Annotated in this window: 17 protein-coding genes and 1 tRNA gene; 9 read left to right on the plus strand and 9 right to left on the minus strand. The window is 42.5% G+C overall.

The genetic code is table 11. The annotated features are described in order from the left end of the window. The 6 genes from E0H79_RS14335 to E0H79_RS14360 form a co-directional block, all read left to right on the plus strand. On the plus strand, window positions 1-665 hold a 665-nt coding region (locus E0H79_RS14335), incomplete at its 5' end, for an RNA-guided endonuclease InsQ/TnpB family protein (protein ID WP_131261990.1). Window positions 666-937: 272 nt separating this feature from the next. Next, the gene (gene cysM, locus E0H79_RS14340) at window positions 938-1,870 is read left to right on the plus strand and encodes a cysteine synthase CysM (RefSeq protein ID WP_131261991.1); all 933 of its coding nucleotides are present in this window, start codon (window positions 938-940) and stop codon (window positions 1,868-1,870) included. Between the two features lie 35 nt (window positions 1,871-1,905). Beyond that, complete coding sequence (locus tag E0H79_RS14345) at window positions 1,906-2,781, plus strand: 3'-5' exonuclease (RefSeq protein WP_004974933.1); 876 nt, start codon at window positions 1,906-1,908, stop codon at window positions 2,779-2,781. 6 nt (window positions 2,782-2,787) lie between these two features. Next, a complete protein-coding gene (rlmD, locus tag E0H79_RS14350; RefSeq protein ID WP_131261992.1) occupies window positions 2,788-4,179 on the plus strand; it encodes a 23S rRNA (uracil(1939)-C(5))-methyltransferase RlmD in 1,392 nt (463 codons plus the stop codon). A 29-nt stretch (window positions 4,180-4,208) separates the two neighbouring features. Then, window positions 4,209-6,515, plus strand: coding sequence for a RelA/SpoT family protein (locus tag E0H79_RS14355; protein WP_004974935.1), 2,307 nt, complete (start codon window positions 4,209-4,211; stop codon window positions 6,513-6,515). A gap of 75 nt (window positions 6,516-6,590) precedes the next feature. Next, window positions 6,591-7,244, plus strand: a complete 654-nt coding sequence (locus tag E0H79_RS14360) for a 4'-phosphopantetheinyl transferase family protein (protein WP_131261993.1) — start codon at window positions 6,591-6,593, stop codon at window positions 7,242-7,244. Window positions 7,245-7,334: 90 nt separating this feature from the next. Here the strand turns inward: E0H79_RS14360 and secF are convergent, their stop codons facing one another. The 5 genes from secF to E0H79_RS14390 all read right to left on the minus strand — a co-directional run bounded on the left by secF (window position 7,335) and on the right by E0H79_RS14390 (window position 12,808). Beyond that, window positions 7,335-8,312, minus strand: coding sequence for a protein translocase subunit SecF (secF, locus tag E0H79_RS14370; protein ID WP_171458235.1), 978 nt, complete (start codon window positions 8,310-8,312; stop codon window positions 7,335-7,337). Window positions 8,313-8,320: 8 nt separating this feature from the next. After that, window positions 8,321-10,216, minus strand: coding sequence for a protein translocase subunit SecD (gene secD / locus E0H79_RS14375; RefSeq protein ID WP_131261996.1), 1,896 nt, complete (start codon window positions 10,214-10,216; stop codon window positions 8,321-8,323). A gap of 51 nt (window positions 10,217-10,267) precedes the next feature. Beyond that, on the minus strand, window positions 10,268-10,597 hold the full coding sequence (gene yajC / locus E0H79_RS14380; RefSeq protein ID WP_004974939.1) for a preprotein translocase subunit YajC: 330 nt from the start codon (window positions 10,595-10,597) through the stop codon (window positions 10,268-10,270). 103 nt (window positions 10,598-10,700) lie between these two features. After that, the gene (tgt, locus tag E0H79_RS14385) at window positions 10,701-11,831 is read right to left on the minus strand and encodes a tRNA guanosine(34) transglycosylase Tgt (RefSeq protein ID WP_004974942.1); all 1,131 of its coding nucleotides are present in this window, start codon (window positions 11,829-11,831) and stop codon (window positions 10,701-10,703) included. 149 nt (window positions 11,832-11,980) lie between these two features. Continuing rightward, window positions 11,981-12,808: a DUF4303 domain-containing protein gene (locus E0H79_RS14390; RefSeq protein WP_131261997.1), complete on the minus strand. Its 828-nt coding sequence runs from the start codon at window positions 12,806-12,808 to the stop codon at window positions 11,981-11,983. A 176-nt stretch (window positions 12,809-12,984) separates the two neighbouring features. On the opposite strand from E0H79_RS14390, the gene E0H79_RS14395 reads away from it, so the two are divergent. Then, a complete protein-coding gene (locus E0H79_RS14395; protein ID WP_131261998.1) occupies window positions 12,985-13,935 on the plus strand; it encodes a sensor domain-containing diguanylate cyclase in 951 nt (316 codons plus the stop codon). A gap of 80 nt (window positions 13,936-14,015) precedes the next feature. Here E0H79_RS14395 and E0H79_RS14400 read toward each other — a convergent pair whose 3' ends face one another. From E0H79_RS14400 to queA, 3 genes are read right to left on the minus strand one after another with little or no spacing between them, the layout of a single operon-like run. Continuing rightward, the gene (locus tag E0H79_RS14400) at window positions 14,016-14,582 is read right to left on the minus strand and encodes a LemA family protein (protein WP_131261999.1); all 567 of its coding nucleotides are present in this window, start codon (window positions 14,580-14,582) and stop codon (window positions 14,016-14,018) included. Between the two features lie 23 nt (window positions 14,583-14,605). Continuing rightward, window positions 14,606-15,634 (minus strand): hypothetical protein, encoded by a 1,029-nt coding sequence (locus E0H79_RS14405; RefSeq protein WP_131262000.1) that lies wholly within the window; start codon window positions 15,632-15,634, stop codon window positions 14,606-14,608. Window positions 15,635-15,659: 25 nt separating this feature from the next. Then, window positions 15,660-16,697 carry a tRNA preQ1(34) S-adenosylmethionine ribosyltransferase-isomerase QueA gene (gene queA, locus E0H79_RS14410; RefSeq protein ID WP_131262001.1) on the minus strand — a complete coding sequence of 346 codons (1,038 nt, stop codon included), beginning with the start codon at window positions 16,695-16,697 and terminating at the stop codon, window positions 15,660-15,662. 177 nt (window positions 16,698-16,874) lie between these two features. On the opposite strand from queA, the gene E0H79_RS14415 reads away from it, so the two are divergent. Further along, window positions 16,875-16,961, plus strand: a tRNA-Leu gene (locus E0H79_RS14415). Window positions 16,962-17,231: 270 nt separating this feature from the next. On the opposite strand, the gene E0H79_RS14420 is transcribed toward E0H79_RS14415, so the two are convergent. Beyond that, entirely contained in the window at window positions 17,232-17,531 is a 300-nt protein-coding gene (locus E0H79_RS14420; RefSeq protein WP_131262002.1) for an HNH endonuclease, read from the minus strand. A 238-nt stretch (window positions 17,532-17,769) separates the two neighbouring features. On the opposite strand from E0H79_RS14420, the gene E0H79_RS14430 reads away from it, so the two are divergent. After that, on the plus strand, window positions 17,770-17,950 hold a 181-nt coding region (locus tag E0H79_RS14430; protein WP_131262004.1), incomplete at its 3' end, for a helix-turn-helix domain-containing protein.

The following is a 17,950-nucleotide window of genomic DNA, read 5'->3' on the forward strand; positions in this document are numbered from 1 at the left end:
TAAGCAAATACACGTTAAAAACAGGTTCATTTGTAGAGGATAGCCGTGGGCGTTGGTATGTATGTCTTGTTGTTGAATCGCCTAAGCAAGATAAATCGACAGCAACCAAATCGATTGGTATTGATCTAGGCTTAAAAGATATTGCCACCTGTTCTGATGGCACTGTAATTTCAAATCCAAAATTCTATCGAAAATATGAGCAGAAATTATGTATTGCTCAGAGAGCCAGGAATAAGAAGCGTGTTCGTGCATTACACGCCAAGATTGCAAATAGTCGAAAAGATCATTTGCATAAAGCAAGCACCAAGCTTGTGAATGAAAATGCATTGATTATTGTAGGTGACTTGAGTGCTAAAAAATTAGTAAAAACCAAAATGGCAAAAACTGTTTTGGATACAGGATTTTCGGCACTAAAAACAATGCTCAAGTATAAATGCGAGAACGCAGGCGTATTGTTTGAAGAAGTCCAAGAAGCCTATACCACCCAAATCTGTTCGTGCTGCGGTGAGATCACCTCAAGTAGTCCCAAAGGTAGGACAGATCTTGGAATAAGAGAATGGGAGTGCATGAGCTGTGGTACAGTTCATGATCGAGATATAAACTCAGCTCTAAACATTCTTGCGCTTGGGCATAAGCGTCTAGCTGTAGGAATCACCCTCTTTTAAGGGGGGGAGGATGTCAATTCTCCTGACTGTGTTTTCATCTGTTTGGTGCGAGTGGTTCAGCTGCATCTCGCAATCAATCGGTGTGCATTTTTTTGCATCCATCCCGCAAAAGACAATCTGAAATTGTGTTCATCTTGCCTAGAATTGTGTAGGCAGTGAGTGATGCATAAATTGTCGGCAGAGTATTGCTGTTTTGATAAAAAGCCTGTGAAAAACGTGCAGGAAGGTGCAAATTTTCATACAATAAGCCCACCTTGATATTGGTGCAGACCATGCTTGATACCCAATCAGATTTCCAAAGTGATGAATTTTTGTTAGATCATTATGTGGGCAAAACCCCATTGGTGCGTTTGCAGCGTTTGGCAAGTCATACGCAGGCAACGGTTTTGGCAAAACTGGAAGGCAATAACCCTGCGGGTTCTGTTAAAGATCGTCCTGCCTACAACATGATTATGCAGGCAGAAAAACGCGGTGAAATTCAACCGGGCGATACTTTAATTGAGGCAACCAGTGGCAATACCGGCATTGCTTTGGCGATGGTTGCAGCTATGCGTGGCTATAAAATGCAGCTGATCATGCCTGACAATATGAGCCAAGAACGTAAAGATGCCATGCGTGCCTATGGTGCAGAATTGATTGAAGTGACTAAAGCACAAGGCATGGAAGGCGCGCGCGATTTGGCTTTGCAAATGCAACGCGAAGGCAAAGGCTTGGTGCTGAACCAATTTGGTAACCCAGATAATGTTGAAGCACATTACCTGACCACAGGGCCTGAAATTTGGCAGCAAACGGGCGGTAAAATTACCCACTTTGTCAGCTCTATGGGCACAACAGGCACCATTATGGGGGTGTCTAAATACTTAAAAGAACAAAATCCAGAGATTCAAATTATTGGTTTACAACCTTCAGATGGTTCAAGTATTGCAGGGATTCGCCGTTGGCCTGAAGCATATTTACCAACCATTTTTGACCGTAGTCGTGTTGATCGTATTATTGATATTCGGCAAATTGAAGCGGAAAAAACCATGCGTAAACTGGCGCAAAAAGAAGGCATCAGCGCAGGCACATCATCGGGCGGTGCGGTATGGGCAGCTTTAAAAATTGCCGAAGAAAATCCAGATGCAGTGATTGTTTGTATTGTTTGTGACCGTGGTGATCGTTATTTATCGACAGGTTTGTTCTCTGTCCAAGATACTGAATTGTGATATTCATTTTTCTATCACCCATTGAGTAAGATTTTATGCGTTTACCTGTGCTGATTTTCGATATAGAAACCGTTACCGATTTGAAGTCAGGCGCGCATTTATATCAACTCGATTTACCCGAAGCAGAGCTTGAACAAGCATTAATGAAGTTGCGTCGCCAAGAGGCAGGAACCGATTTTCAGCGTTTGCCTTTGCATGAAATTGTGTGTATTTCAGGCTTGTGGATTGATGAACACGGCATGAAGCTGTTTTCCTTTAGCCGTGAACATGACAGCGAAGCGACAATGCTGAAAAAGTTTTTGTCTATTTTTGATAAGCGTCATCCGACTTTGGTCAGTTGGAACGGTTCGCAGTTTGACTTGCCAGTGATTTTATTCCGCGCCATGTATCACGGGCTGTCTGCACCAAGTTTATTTGATCAGGGCGAGATTGATCAGCAAAAGCGCTATAACAATTATCAAAACCGTTACCATCAGCGTCATGTCGATTTAATGGATGTGATGGCAATGTTTAATGGTCGTCATTTTCAAAAGTTGGATGACATTGCGTATTTGCTAGGTTTTCCGGGTAAACGTGTAGATGCGGGCTATCATGTTCCTGCATTTATGCAAAGCGGCGAATGGTCAAGGCTGACGCGTTATTGTGAAGGCGATGTCTTAAATACTTGGTTGATTTATTTGCGTTGGCTGCTGCTCAAAGGGCAATTGCTGCTTGAAGAGCATACTTTATGGGTACAGCATACCATTCAATATTTGCATACTCAGCCGCAGCATGCAGACTTTTTAAGCGTGTGGCAGCACAGTTCGCAGCAAACTGAATTTACCCGTACAGATTTTCCTGAACAAAGTGTCACCACGCCTTCAAATGAATCCGTGATGCCTTTTCAATCTTCCCCATCTTCCGATATTTAGACTGATATGAAACATCGCAGTAAAAACCGTACCACGCAGCAGGCTGAATATTGCTTTCAGGTGGAATCGTTGTCACATGAAGGGCGCGGGATTGCACACTACACAGCTCAGTCGGGTCATCCAGCCGAGAAGCAGGGGAAAACAGTTTTTATAGAGGGCGCATTGCCTGGTGAAACAGTACGCGCCAAAATTACGCATAGTAACAAACGCTTAGAAGAAGCCGAGTGTCTAGAAGTGCTGGGTGAGCCTTCGACATTACGGGTTACGCCACAATGTCCACATTATCAGAGTTGCGGTGGTTGTAGCATGCAGCATATTCAGTTGGATGAGCAGATTCATCTCAAACAACAGGTGTTGCAGTCGCATCTGCAACATTTTGCGCAAATTCAGCCTGAAGAATGGTTAGCGCCTTTGCGTTCACAGCGTGAAGATTATCGCCGCAAAGCCCGTGTTGGGGTGCGTTATATTGCCAGTCAAGACAAATTGGTGGTCGGTTTTCGTGAGCGCAATAGCAATAAACTGACCTCAATTGACCGCTGTATGGTGTTGGATCAGGCATTTGGTTCGTTAACACGAATCAAGCAGCTACTCCAAAGTCTAACAGGCAAGGCCCATATTGGTCATATAGAATTGGCGATGGGAGATCAAGAGATTGCTTTGGTGGTGCGGCATACAGAACAACTATCTGCAGCCGATATCAACCAGTTACAGCAGTTTGCGTTACAGAAACACTGGCAATTGTATTTGCAGCCTGAAGGTCCAGACAGTTTGCATCGGGTTGATGATCCGCATGCAGCAATGCGTTTGCATTATCGTTTAGATGATTTTGATGTGAGTTTTGGCTTTCATCCCCAAGACTTTACCCAAGTCAATTCTACAATTAATCCACAAATGGTTAAGCTGGCATGTGATTTGCTTAACTTAAAATCAGGTGATCGGGTGCTTGATCTGTTTTGTGGATTAGGCAACTTTTCATTGCCGCTTGCACGTTGTGTAGGTGCAACAGGAAAGGTGGTTGCTGTAGAGGGTTCAGAGCAAATGGTGCAGCGTGGTGCAGAGAATGCACAACGTAATGATTTAGACAATGTTAAGTTTTATTCACAAGATTTAACAAAAGATTTTTCGCATCATTCTTGGGCAAATCAAGGATTTGAGGCATTATTAATTGACCCTCCGCGTTCAGGCGCAGAGGAAGTGATGTATTATGTGCCCAAATTTGGCGCAGATAGAATCGTTTATGTGTCTTGTAATCCAGCCACACTCGCAAGGGATGCAGGTGTATTGGTCAAGCAGGGCTATCAATTGAAAAAAGCAGGCGTGATGGATATGTTTCCGCATACGGGGCATGTTGAATCCATTGCCTTGTTTGAGAAAGAAAAGCAAATAAACGATTTATAATATGAAGTACATAGAGGTAGGAGAAGGGTATGGTCACAGTACGTGAACAACTTCCTGGACGTTTAAATGAACTGTCTGAGGAAACGACTGTAGAACATGCCGAGCAAGCCCGACAGGATTTAGCAGAATGGCTAGACCGAGTACGCGGGATTTACGATGGGGCGGCACTTGAACAATTAGAACGCGTTGCCAATTACACCCTGAAAAAAGAGCTGGAAACAGACGTCAGTCATCCATCGCATACCTTATATACAGGTATTGAGATGGCGAATATTTTAGCGCACTTGCATGTCGATGAAGACACTTTGTCTGCAGCCATGCTCTATCGTAGCGTGCGTGAAAATGTCATGCAGTTAGATGAAGTGCGTGAAGAATTTGGTGAAGCAGTTTATGGCTTGATCAAAGGCACCTTGTCGATGGGTAAGTTGTCTGAACTGATTGAGAAAAATAAGCGTTTAGAAGACCATTTTAATAATAACCAGCGTGAACATTTAACAGGCATTTATAAAATGCTGATTTCCATGACGGAAGATGTGCGCGTGGTGCTAATTAAACTGGCAGAACGTACCTATTCATTACGTGAGTTGGCAACCGCTTCCAAAGAACGTCAGGAGCGTGTGGCGCGAGAAATTTTAACCATTTACTCGCCATTGGCACACCGTTTAGGCATTGCCCAACTGAAATGGGAACTCGAAGATTTAGCCTTCCGTTATTTGGCGCCAGACCGTTATAAAGAAATTGCGACGTTACTGAATGAAAAGCGTTTGGAGCGTGAAAACTACATTCAAAACGTAATTGAGCAATTGCGTACAGAGCTGGGCAATAATGGTATTCATGCCGAAATTAGCGGGCGGGTGAAACACATTTATTCGATTTATCGAAAAATGAAGAGTAAAAACCTCAGCTTCGATCAGCTCTATGACATTCGTGCTGTACGTGTTTTGGTGAAAACCATTCCAGAGTGTTACCACTCTTTGGGCATCGTACATCAATTGTGGCGGCATATTCCGCACCAGTTTGATGATTACATTACCAATCCAAAAGCCAATGGTTATCGCTCATTGCATACTGCCGTAATTGCAGAAAACAAGTCGCTTGAAGTGCAAATTCGTACCCTAGATATGCACGAAGAAGCCGAGCTTGGGGTATGTTCACACTTTAATTATAAAGAAGGTTCTAAAGCCACAGACCATTCGTTTAATCATCGTTTACATTCCTTACGTTCTGTTTTGGAGCACTATCAGGAACGTAACGATGCCAGCGCACATAAAGAAGATGACGATTCTGAAAACTTTGAACAAATCCAAGAGTTTGAAGATTTTGAGAAAATTTATGTGTTCAGCCGTGATGGTGATATTAAAGAATTGCCACGTGGCTCAACGGTATTGGACTTTGCTTATCATGTGCATACCGAAGTCGGCAATAAATGCTATGCCGCGCGGGTCAATCAGCGCTATGTGCCGCTTACCTATACCTTAAAAACAGGTGAGCAAGTCGAGATTCTAACCAAAAAAGACCGTGAACCGAACCGTGATTGGTTGGTGAATTCTTTAGGTTATATTAAAACAGCACGTGCGCGCGATAAGCTGCGTCATTGGTTTAGACAGCAAGACCGCAGTAAAAATCTGGAAGTCGGGCGTGAAGTGCTCAACAAAGAACTGTCACGTTTGGCGATTCATCCAAAAAGTATTGATTTAAATGATTATTGCAATCACTTTAACGTCAAAACAGGTGAAGACATTCTGATTGGTTTGGTGAATGGTGATATTAGCCTGCATGCCTTAATTAATCAGGTCAATCGTCACATGCACTTAGATCAGGATGAACCTGAACTGGTGTTGAAGCCAACCTTGAACCCACGTGCCAGCCATACCTTATCGGCACATGGCATTTTGATTGATGGTTTGGATAACGTTGAACTGCATATCGCACAATGCTGTCAGCCTGTGCATGGTGAAGCGATTGCGGGGTATATTACCCTGAACCGTGGTGTGAGTATTCACAAAGTGGCGTGTTCGGACTATGTGCGTATGATTGGCAACGAACCTGAACGTGCGGTAGAAGCCGATTGGGAAATGCAGCCAACCCGTGGTCAAAGCGTGCAAATTGTGGTGGAAGCCTATGACCGCCGTGGTTTGCTCAAAGACTTAACCCAAGTGATTTTTGCCGATCAAATTAACATTCGTCAGGTGAATACTATTTCTGAAAGTGATGGTATCGCCAATATGAAATTGTTAATTGAGGTTAAAGGCTTGGCGCAACTTTCTCGTTTGTTGGCACGTTTAGAGCAGCAACCAGGGATTATCAGCGCACGTCGTTTGGTGCAAGGCAGCTAAGCGAGCACGCTTTAAAAAACCAGCATGTTTGCTGGTTTTTTTCTATCGTATTTCAGCCAAAATGGAGAAGGGCGGATGAATAAAACACCTAAAAAAATTTGTGTGAATGTTAGCCGCATTCAGCAGATTTTTAGTCCCGATCCAAGTGCTGTAAGCAGTGAACAGATTCAACAGCAAAAACAGGCTATTTATCGGCATCGGAATCAATTGCTTTCTGGATACTTAGAACACGATATTCAAAACAGCGATATTGAGCGTAACCCACATGGCAAGCCATTTTTGACAGCATTCCCTCAATTGCAGTTTAACCATAGTCATAGCCGTCAGCATTATGCTTTGGTAAGCAGTTTTGAATTGCTCGATGTTGGCGTAGATGTCGAGGACTTAGACCGTAAGGTGCGTTTCGATGCCTTGGCACAACATGCGTTTCATCCCAATGAACTCCAATACTGGCAAGATTTGGAACACGACGCTGATTATTGGTTTCGTGTCTGGACAACTAAAGAAGCAGTGCTGAAAGCATCAGGTTTAGGGATTCGTTTAAGCCTGAATGAGTTGGATACTCGTATGCATCCCAATGCACAGGGCGGCATTTGTCATCATCCACAGATTGGGCATTTTGCCTATCAAAACTTTCGTTTATCAGATTGTATGTTGACCGTAGCATGGCGAGCAGCGCCATCTTGCGTAGGCTTTCAGTTTCCACAGATTCATATTATTCAGCATTAACATCGCAACGTCAGCGTAAATATCGCAATGCTAAGGCACAAAAAAGCCTATCCGAAGATAGGCTTGAATGTTGGTGTCAGCAGAAATGCATTAAGGAATTTCTTGCTCTTCACCTTCAAATTCAGGTTTGACTTGAACAATGAAGTCCTGACGGTTCAAACCGCGCCATAAGGCAAAGGCTGTACCAATGTAAATAGATGAATATGTTCCGACAAAGACACCCACAAACATCGCAATCGAGAACCATTTCAGACCATCACCACCCATGAGCATCATCGCGACTACAACCAATAATAGGGTCATAGAGGTGTGAATGGTACGACGTAAGGTTTCTGTCAGCCCAATGTTTACCACTTCAAGTGGTGTTGCACCACGGATTTTACGGAAGTTTTCACGAATACGGTCAGATACAACAATGTTATCGTTGAGTGAGAAGCCAATAATCGCCAATAACGCTGCCAATACAGTCAGGTCAAATGGCCATTGCATCATGGCAAAAATACCCAGTGTCACCACAATATCGTGGAACAATGACAGTACCGCACCCATTGCCAGTTTGAATTCAAAGCGAATGGTGACGTATACCAACATCAATAACAGCGCTAAAGCTACAGCGCCCGCAGAACGTACGTACAGCTCATTACCGACTTGACCACCAACCACATCTACCTTTGGCACAGTTGCCGTGTTATTTGGTAGTTGTACCGCAGCAGTAATTGCTTTGGTTAAGTCTTCTGCTTCAACATCTTCTTGCACAGGCATACGTACCATTAGGTCGCGGTCTGAACCAAGCGTTTGTACCACAGGGTCGTTAAAGCCTGCTTTGACCAATGCGTTAGAAACATCGGTGGCTTTTACTGGATTGCTATAGTTGAGTTCTGCAGCAATACCCCCAGTAAAGTCCAAACCTAAGTTTAAACCTTTGGTGGCAATGAAGAAGATACTGGCAACCGTTAATAGAATAGAAAGCAATGCCGCAGGCAAAGCAATCTTCATAAACGGAATCACGCGCTCATCATCAGGGCGGCCATATTTTTTTGAAGGCAGTTGAGTATTCTCAGTCATCAGTGATCTCCTTAAATGCTCAACTTTTTCAAGTTACGTTTTTTGCCGTAGATGATTTGTACAATTGCACGGGTCACTGTAATTGCAGTAAACATCGAGCAGACAATACCAATCATGAGCGTCACAGCAAAGCCTTTGATTGGACCTGTACCAATCGCAAACAGAATGAATGCCACCAAGAATGTGGTTAAGTTCGAGTCGAAAATAGTGTTATACGCTCGGTCATAACCCGCCACAATGGCTTGTTTGGGCGAGGCCCCCCACTTAATTTCTTCTCGTATTCGCTCACAAATCAAGACGTTGGCATCCACCGCCATACCAATGGTAATTACGATACCCGCAATACCCGGCAAGGTGAGTGATGCACCAATCCAAGACATGACGGTTAAAATCATGGCTAAGTTAAACACTAAAGCGAAGTTGGCAATCAGACCAAACAGACGGAAGAACACCACCATCCAGATTGCAACCAAAATGAAGCCAATCTGAGTCGACAATACGCCTTTATCAATGTTTTCTTGACCCAAGCTTGGACCAATCACACGTTCTTCGACAAAGTACATTGGCGCTGCCAAGGCACCTGCACGAAGCATTAAGGCCAATTCAGAGGCTTCTTGTGGGGAATCTAGACCTGTAATACGGAACTGCGAACCCAATACCGCCTGAATGGTTGCAGCATTAATGACGACAGATTCGGTATATGGGGTGCGTACTTCAGTTTGTGTGCCAGTTTCATCGGTCACATAGCTAATACGTTGTTTGTTTTCAATAAACAATACCGCCATACGTTTACCCACAGCGTTACGTGTCGCATCTGCCATGAGTTTACCGCCCGCAGCATCAAGGGTAATGTTAACTTCTGCACCGCCTGTATCTTGGCTAAAACCACTCGACGCATTTTGAACACGCTCACCCGTTAAAATACGGCTGCGGTTCAATAATAATTGGCGACCACTGTCCAAAGATTCAAAGGCAAACGCTTCTGTGCCAGGTGGTATTGTACCTGTAGTCTGACCTGTGTACGGATCAATATATTGATCATTTAAGTCAGACACCAAACGGAATTCGAGGTTCGCAGTACGACCGAGTACACGCTTCGCTTCAGCAGTATCTTGTACGCCTGGCAATTCCACTACAATACGGTTGCTACCTTGAGTTTGTACCAAAGCTTCAGCCACACCTAACTCGTTAATACGGTTACGTAAAGTAGTTAAGTTCTGATTGACCGCATACGACTGAATTTCCTGTTTACGGACATCGGTATAGTTCAGACGTAAGCTAGAGCCTTCTGTGGTGGCTACAGCTTGCTGTGTGTATTCATTGCCGTTACGACGCAAGAAATCCATCACTGCATCACGGTCTGCATTATTGGCAAACTGTAGGGTGATGGTGTTGTTATTCAGCGAAAGGCTATTAAATTTCAGCTTGTTGTCACGCAATTGACGGCGTAAATCGGTGGCTGAAGTTTCCATACGCTGGCTGATGGCCTTGTCCATATCCACTTCTAATAAGAAGTGCACACCACCACGTAAGTCCAGACCGAGTTTCATTGGTTTTGCACCAATTTTTTGTAGCCATTCTGGTGTGGTTGGCGCAAGGTTCAGTGCCACGACATAGTCATCACCTAAACCGCGACGTAAAGCTTCTTTGGCTTTGAGTTGGGCTTCTGAGGTGTCTAAACGCAACAATGCAGCATTGTTGGTAAAGCTGTTGTCATGACTGGCAATATTTTCTGATTGTAAAATTTGCTCTGCTTTTTGTATGATGCTTTGATCAATTTGGGTACCAGCTTTGGCACCTGAAATTTGAACAGCAGGTTCATCTGGATACAAGCTAGGCAGGGCATATAATGTACTCACCACAAGAACAACGAGGATGAGCAGATATTTCCATGCTGGGTAACGCATTTATTTTCTTCTTAAAATGAAAAAGTCGTGCGTGAGCACGACTCTTTTTGATTAGAGGTTGTTTAATGTGCCTTCAGGAAGAACTGAAATGACACTCGCGCGTTGTACTTTTACTTCTACACCACGGTTCAGCTCTACCACTGCAAAATCACCTTCAATTTTCGTGATTTTACCCATAAGACCACCTGCGAATACCACTTCACTGCCTACGCCCAAGCTTTCAATCAGTGTACGATGCTCTTTGGCACGCTTTGATTGTGGACGCCAAATCAGGAAGTAGAAAATTGCAATGAAGACTGCAATCATTAAAAGGTTAGCCACAAGGCTTGGTTGTTGTGCAGCTTCACCTGCTGCGTGAGCGGTCGAAATAAAAAGGCTCATTTCATTTTCCTAAACTAAAAACTGGCGATCAGTGATCTGATAATAAATTGGGTTTGTTCTGCAATTTACCTTGTCTTTTTACTCAGCGCAAATACTGAAAAGACTAATCTTCAGGACAAGGCGGTACTTCTAGGCCACGACGGGCATAAAAGTCCTGTACAAATTCATCGAAAGTGCCGTTATCTAAGGCATTGCGAATATCTTGGGTAAAGCGTTGGTAATAACGTAAGTTATGAATAGTGCCCAACATTGACCCCAACATTTCGCCACATTTTTCTAAATGAAACAAATAAGCGCGGGTAAAGTTCTTGCAAGTATAGCAATCACAATGCGGATCGAGCGGGCTTTGGTCATGACGATACTTACTGTTACGAATACGCACCAAGCCATCGGTTACAAAGTAATGACCATTGCGCGCATTACGGGTTGGCATCACGCAGTCGAACATATCGACGCCACGACGAATTGCTTCCACAATATCTTCTGGCTTGCCGACGCCCATCAAATAACGTGGTTTATCTTCTGGCATTTTAGCTGGCAAATAATCCAGTACTTTGATCATTTCTTCTTTCGGTTCACCCACCGAAAGACCGCCAATGGCATAACCATCAAAACCAATTTCAAGTAAGCCGTTTAAAGATTCAACACGTAAATCTTCGTACATACCGCCTTGAATAATCCCGAACAGCGCGTTGCTGTTTTGTAGCTCATCATGGTGATGTGTTTTACAGCGTTTTGCCCAGCGTAAAGACAATTGCAAAGATTTTTGTGCTTCTTCATGCGTTGCAGGATAAGGCGTACATTCGTCAAAAATCATCACGATGTCAGAGTTCAAAGTTTTTTGAATTTCCATCGAGATTTCAGGCGAAAGAAAAACCTTTGAGCCATCAATAGGCGAACGGAAGGTCACACCTTCTTCTTTAATTTTACGCATTGCGCCTAAGCTAAACACCTGAAAGCCACCAGAGTCAGTCAAAATAGGCTTATCCCATTTGATGAATTCATGTAGACCGCCGTGTTGCTGAATCACTTCTAGCCCTGGACGCAAATATAAATGAAAGGTATTGCCTAAAATAACCTGTGCCTGAATTTCTTCAATATCGCGTGGCAGCATGCCTTTGACTGTGCCATACGTCCCCACAGGCATAAACACAGGGGTTTCTACCACACCATGAGCAAGTGTTAAACGACCACGACGGGCGCGCCCCGACTGACCTAATTTCTCAAACTTCATATATGTTCCAAATCAAGGCGAAAAAACAGTTCGCTGATTGTTCATGCTAAAAGTGCACTATTTTCCTAGATTCTGCACGGAATTGCCAGTTGAGATACGTTTTCCTTGGTAAAAATTGCGAGTAAATATTTTGTTTAAATCCACTGCGTTTACATGGCGTAAAATTGCTGAATACGTTGGGTAATTTCTTCTTTATGTAAGGCAAACTCCCCTTGTTCATGGTTGTCCATTGCAGCAACGTGCTGAATTAAACGCTGAATATATAAATTACTGTCAATAAAACTCGGTTCTAATGTGAGCAAATAGGCTTCATGTGCAATGCTCAAATAATCATACGGTTCCACTTCTAAAAGTTGTGCCAGATCAATCAGCAAGTCTTTATCCACTTGTTGTAGTTTGAGCTTGGGTTGTGCGGTGGATTGTTCCATCGTGGTTTGAGGCGCTTTGTTGTGCAGGAATTCATCGAGCAAAGCACTTGGAGCGTTTAGAAATTGCGCTGAGTGGATTTCTACATCGACCTGTTTGGGCACATGAATAAAAAACAGAATTTGGCTTAAATCTAAGCCATAAGCGCCCGATAAAGATTGTTTAGCCTGCTGAAATATATCCAGTAAAAGTTCAAGATGGTTGTATTGCAGCGTGTCATTGGAATTCAGCAGAGGATTGCCATAGATATGTCGCTGTTTAAAATAATCTGCAAAAATATTTTTAAATTGATGCAGACCGCTAGAATTGTTGGCTTGAGTGCGATAACGCCATTTTTCTATATTCCATTTATTTACTTCAGATAAATATTGTGCTTCATCTTCCTGTTCATTAAACAGGCTGCGTTGGCTTGAAACAGCTAAATAATCGACCTCAAGATATTCATTAAAGACCAGTACACAGGCATAAATTTGGTCTTGTTCATATTGCTCATAGAGTTGGAAAAACTCTTGAATGAGGGTGTTTTTCAGGTTCTGAATATGTTCTAACATTTTATCGGCTTACTTTTTATTTTGGGATTTATGTTTTGAGCAATTGTTGTTTATATTTTGCTCAACCTCATGATTGTGTCAAAGCTGAGAAAAATGTCAATAAGACAAAACAAATTGTAGTCAAAGCTCACTTAAGTTGTTAAATTGTAATTAAAATCAATTCATAGAGGTGGGCTATGAGTGAATTAAACAGTGCACTAAAAGAAGACCAATTCTATAAAACACTTTTGGAAACCACGAATGCAATTCCGTGGCAGATTAACTGGAAAACCAAAGCTTTTAGCTATATTGGCCCACAAATTGAGTCTTTACTGGGTTGGACGCAAGACAGCTGGAAAACTGCACAAGATTGGATTGATCGGATGCATCCTGAAGATCGGGACAAGACCGTGAATATGTGTGTGAGTCTGTCCGATCAAGGCACAGACCACGAAGCGGATTATCGTGCCTTAACCGCTACAGGAGATTATGTCTGGATTCGTGATGTGGTGCATGTGATTCGTGAAAATAACGAAACTGTGGCGATTATTGGGTTTATGTTTGATATTTCTGCGCGTAAACAAATGGAGTTGGAACTCGAAGCGTTGAGTCGCAAAAATCTGGCTTTGAGCTTACAAGACCCGCTGACCTTGGTTGCCAATCGTAAAGCCTTAAGTGAGCGCATTGAAAATGAGTTTAAACGCGCAACACGAAAGCAGCGTGCTTTGTCGCTTTTATTCATCGATATTGACCATTTTAAAAAATATAACGATGAACATGGTCATTTGCAGGGGGATCACTGCTTAATTAGCGTGGCGCAATTGTTGAAGCAGCATTTTTCTCGTGCATCTGATTTTGTCGCACGCTTTGGTGGTGAAGAGTTTGTGGTGCTGTTGCCTGAAACACCATTGGCAGATGCTGTACAACTTGCTGAAAACTTTAGACAGGCAGTATATGCGCTGGAAATTCCACATACCAAGACAGGGGAGACGACCCAAGTTACTGTGAGTATTGGTGTAAATAGCTATCACCAAAATCAGCAGTATCACAATGTGGTCGATTTTCTGCATTCAGCCGATGAATTGTTGTATTTGGCAAAAAACAAAGGACGTAATCAGGTGCAGTATCTGACACAGTCTTGTGTTTAGTCGAAATCTGAAAAAACAGCAAGCTTCGTGCTTGCTGTTTTTATAAATAATTTCAAAGGAGCGGCTTAGAATTAAATGGCTTAAAAGTTTGGACGATAATCAAAACTTTGTGCTGCACTATTGTCACGAAACGCACGAACAGGCTTTTTGGCAGTCGTTGCGGTATTAATTATGTTGTTTGGAAAGACCTGAATGTAATTATTAAATAACTCTACATTGCGATTATAAATGGTAATCGCAGCGCCCACATTTTCATTTTGCTCGTCAATTTCATGCATCATTTTTAAATACAGTTGATCGGCTTTGAGTTCAGGGTAATTTTCTACCACAACATTTAAGCCACGCATTAACTCTTTGCTTAAGGCTTCAACACGTTGTAACTGACCAACATCGGCATTATTGATATTTAAGTTCATGATGTTCTGGCGCAGTTCGGTCACTTTTTCTAAAGTTCCTTTTTCCATGCCTGCATATTGCTCAACCACAGGTGCAAGTTCTTCCAAAGTTTTTAATTTTTGACGTTCAAAACTGGTGACATCTGCCCATGCACGAATGGTGGCATTGAAATGACGCACGATATTGTTGCGAATCGTTATAACAATCAAGATGATAGCAATAACGACCAAAAGAAAAATTGCGATGCCCATAGTGTTGCCCCAAGACCATTTTCTTATTCAAGAAAATCAACTAAATCGGTTTGTAATTGTTCCAAATAAGGTAATTTAAAAGTGCGTAAGTGTCCACGTAATGCTGAAATATCTTGAATATTTTTTGCTTTACTGGAAATTTCAAACAGATTTTTGCTGCCTAAAAAACATAAGGTGTGTCGTTCAGGGTGAAACAATAAATCCCCTTGCTGATGCTGGAAAAAATCATCCATTTTTAACACCAGAGCGGGGCTGAGTGTGCGCGCCATTTGAATCGCATCACTACCAAAGAAATTGAGTTTTTGATTCAGTCGGATGTCACTGGTATGCCATGGTACATGGTAGGGCGCACCAAAAGTTTTTTTATTGGTGCTAATGGCTAAACCTTGAATTTTCACATCAAAGACAAAGACACCCGATAAATAGCGCACCACTTCTTTGACTTTATAATCATTGCCATTTTTGTCTTTAATGCGTATTTCACTGACATAGCGATATTCAAAAAGCAGAACCTGATGTTGTTTGCCCTGTTGATCAAGCCAAATTGTACTGGCATAACGGGTAATGTCATTGGAAAGATTACCCAAATGAAATAAGGGGAACATCGCTTTTAAATGGGCGATAAAGTAAATGGGTTGCAAGGTTTTGGCGAGGTGCTGTGGTGGTTGCTGCCATGCCAGTTGGTAGCGTTGTGCAATGCTTTCCTGTTCTAAAAAAGCAATGACTTCTTCAATGGGATCATCTTGTTCATAGGTAATAAATGCCCAAAAAATACAGACTACACCTATCAGCAAACAAAATTGCAGCCAAATATTACTCGGTTGAATCAAAAGTAATAAACAGAACAACACACCTATAATGCCAAGCAGGACAGGCAAAACATTTTCAAACTTGAGGGTGATGTCATCTTGCCAAGGGTGTAAGCCATCTAAAATATCTTGATGGCTTTGTGCTTTTTTTCCAATATCCCATAACCGCGCGATATTACGAAATACCCGTTGATTCTTCTTGCGTCGAATATGAATGGAGTGTTGCACGGTATCGAGCGGCATGGCGGTTTCTTTTACAGTTTGAAAATTAAGTCTGAGCTTGATCAATCAGCATGGCATCGCCATAACTAAAGAAACGATAGCGTTCAGCCACAGCATGTTGATAAGCCTGCATGACATTTTCACGGCTTGAAAGCGCAGATACCAACATTAATAAGGTGGATTCAGGCAAGTGGAAATTGGTAATCAAACGATCCACCACTTTAAACTGATAACCTGGGTAAATAAAAATTTGCGTATCACCCGACCAAGCCGCAAGTTCGCCTGAATGGGCTTGAGCTGCACTTTCCACGGCACGGGTGGCAGTTGTGCCCACTGAAATAACTTTGTTGCCTCGTGCTTTGGTTTCACGAATCAGCGCTACGGCAGCTTCAGAAACTTCACACCATTCACTGTGCATGATGTGATTGGCAATATCATCGGTACGTACAGGCAGGAATGTACCTGCGCCCACGTGCAAGGTCACAAAGGTTTTTTGAATGCCTTTATCTGCTAGCTGTTGCAGTAAGGCTTCATCAAAGTGCAAGCTGGCAGTGGGTGCGGCAACACTAGCGAGTTTTGTTGGGTCGTTAAATACGGTTTGATAACGCTCGGTATCAATCGCTTCTGCTTCGCGGTTAAAGTAGGGTGGAATCGGCAACTGACCGTAGGCATCCAATACGTCTAAAATAGGCTGCGAAAACTCGACAATAAATAAGTTTTCATGGCGACCTTGTACGGTCACTTTTACAGCATCAGGCCCAATAAACAGTTCTGCACCTGCTTTTGGTGAGTTGCTGGCTTTAATATGGCAATGGGCAATAAATTGATCTTGCAGACGTTCTACCAAGACTTCCACTGCACCGCCTGTGGCACGTTTACCTTTAAGACGCGCTTTCATGACTTTGGTATCGTTAAGTACCAGTAAATCGCCCGCTTCGAGTAAATTCAGTAAGTCGGTAAATTGATGGTCATGATACTGACCTTGAGCATCAAGATGCAGCAGACGAGAGGCGCTACGACTGGCTAGCGGGTAACGAGCAATGAGTTCATCGGGGAGATTAAAATTAAAGTCAGAAAGCTGCATGATAAAAACAAGTTAGAATACTGGGAAAACTGCGCCTAGTATATGCTTTTTTAGGTTTTATGGATGAAATTGGTCGATTATAAATCAAAAAAATGACAGCTGATTTAATTTTAAACAATTGCAAAAAACTTGCGTTGACAAGCTGTCAAAAAAGTTTATTATACCCATCAACACCTACCCGAGGTGGTGAAATTGGTAGACGCGGCGGACTCAAAATCCGCTGTCAGAGATGACGTGTCGGTTCGAGTCCGACCCTCGGGACCATATAAAGGAAAAGCCCTCAAGCATATTAGGACTTGAGGGTTTTTTATTGTCTGTATATTAATGGGTTGTGCCATTTTTTAGCTCCAGTCTTAATGATTCCATTAGCCACAATTCAGGTGGTCACTTTGGAAAATGAGTACCCAAATGAGTACCTGATTTTTCATTGGTACTCATGGTAATCAGATGCTAAGCTTAAATTATTAGATCAATACAACATCAAATGTGATTGATCGGGTGTCTTATAGGGCTTGTAGTATTTTAAAAGCTTTATTAACTATCTAAAGCTACTTTGATGACATCTGCAATTGTCTCAGTGGTGACGCCTCTTTTTCGAGCATTCTCAGAATGGAACCAAGTTGCTAAGTCTTTATTGCCTTTAGATGCATTGCAGCCAACACAGCACAATGCAATATTGGATAAGGTTGTAATTCTTATATCGTTGATAATGTGTTCCCAAGACTTCTTATTGGCTCTTTCAGTGCCAAACTTTTTGCCGCAATATACACAGCACAGGTCTCGCTCCAAGACCGCATCTTCTATGTGCTTTGGTATTCCCCATGAATTTGCCATTTTAGGTTTTCCTTATTTTATGGCTATAGTTGAATGAAAAATCCTAACCTGTGATAACTCACATTCATAAAATTTAGATCTAAGCATAAAATGAAATAGTTGTCATAACACTATATAAATGAGGGTGTAAATGTAACTCCAAAATAGAAATGTCCGGTTTCTCCAAAGTAAAAATGTCCGCTTTTAGAATATGCACTTTTGCAATTTCGTTAGCGGACGGTTTGATATGTTGGTGTCTATGTCGGATAAAGAACTTAAACGATTGTCGGTCTTGCAGGAAATCTGCGATCAACGCATAACTCAATCCCAGGCTGCTCAGCTACTTCATATTTCAGAACGTCAGATCAGACGCTTACTGCAGAAATACAAAGCTCAAGGTCCCGCTGCATTAGCCCATGCCGGTCGTGGCCAAATCAGCA

This window comes from Acinetobacter sp. ANC 5045, from assembly GCF_004331005.1.
Classification (GTDB): Bacteria; Pseudomonadota; Gammaproteobacteria; order Pseudomonadales; family Moraxellaceae; genus Acinetobacter; species Acinetobacter towneri.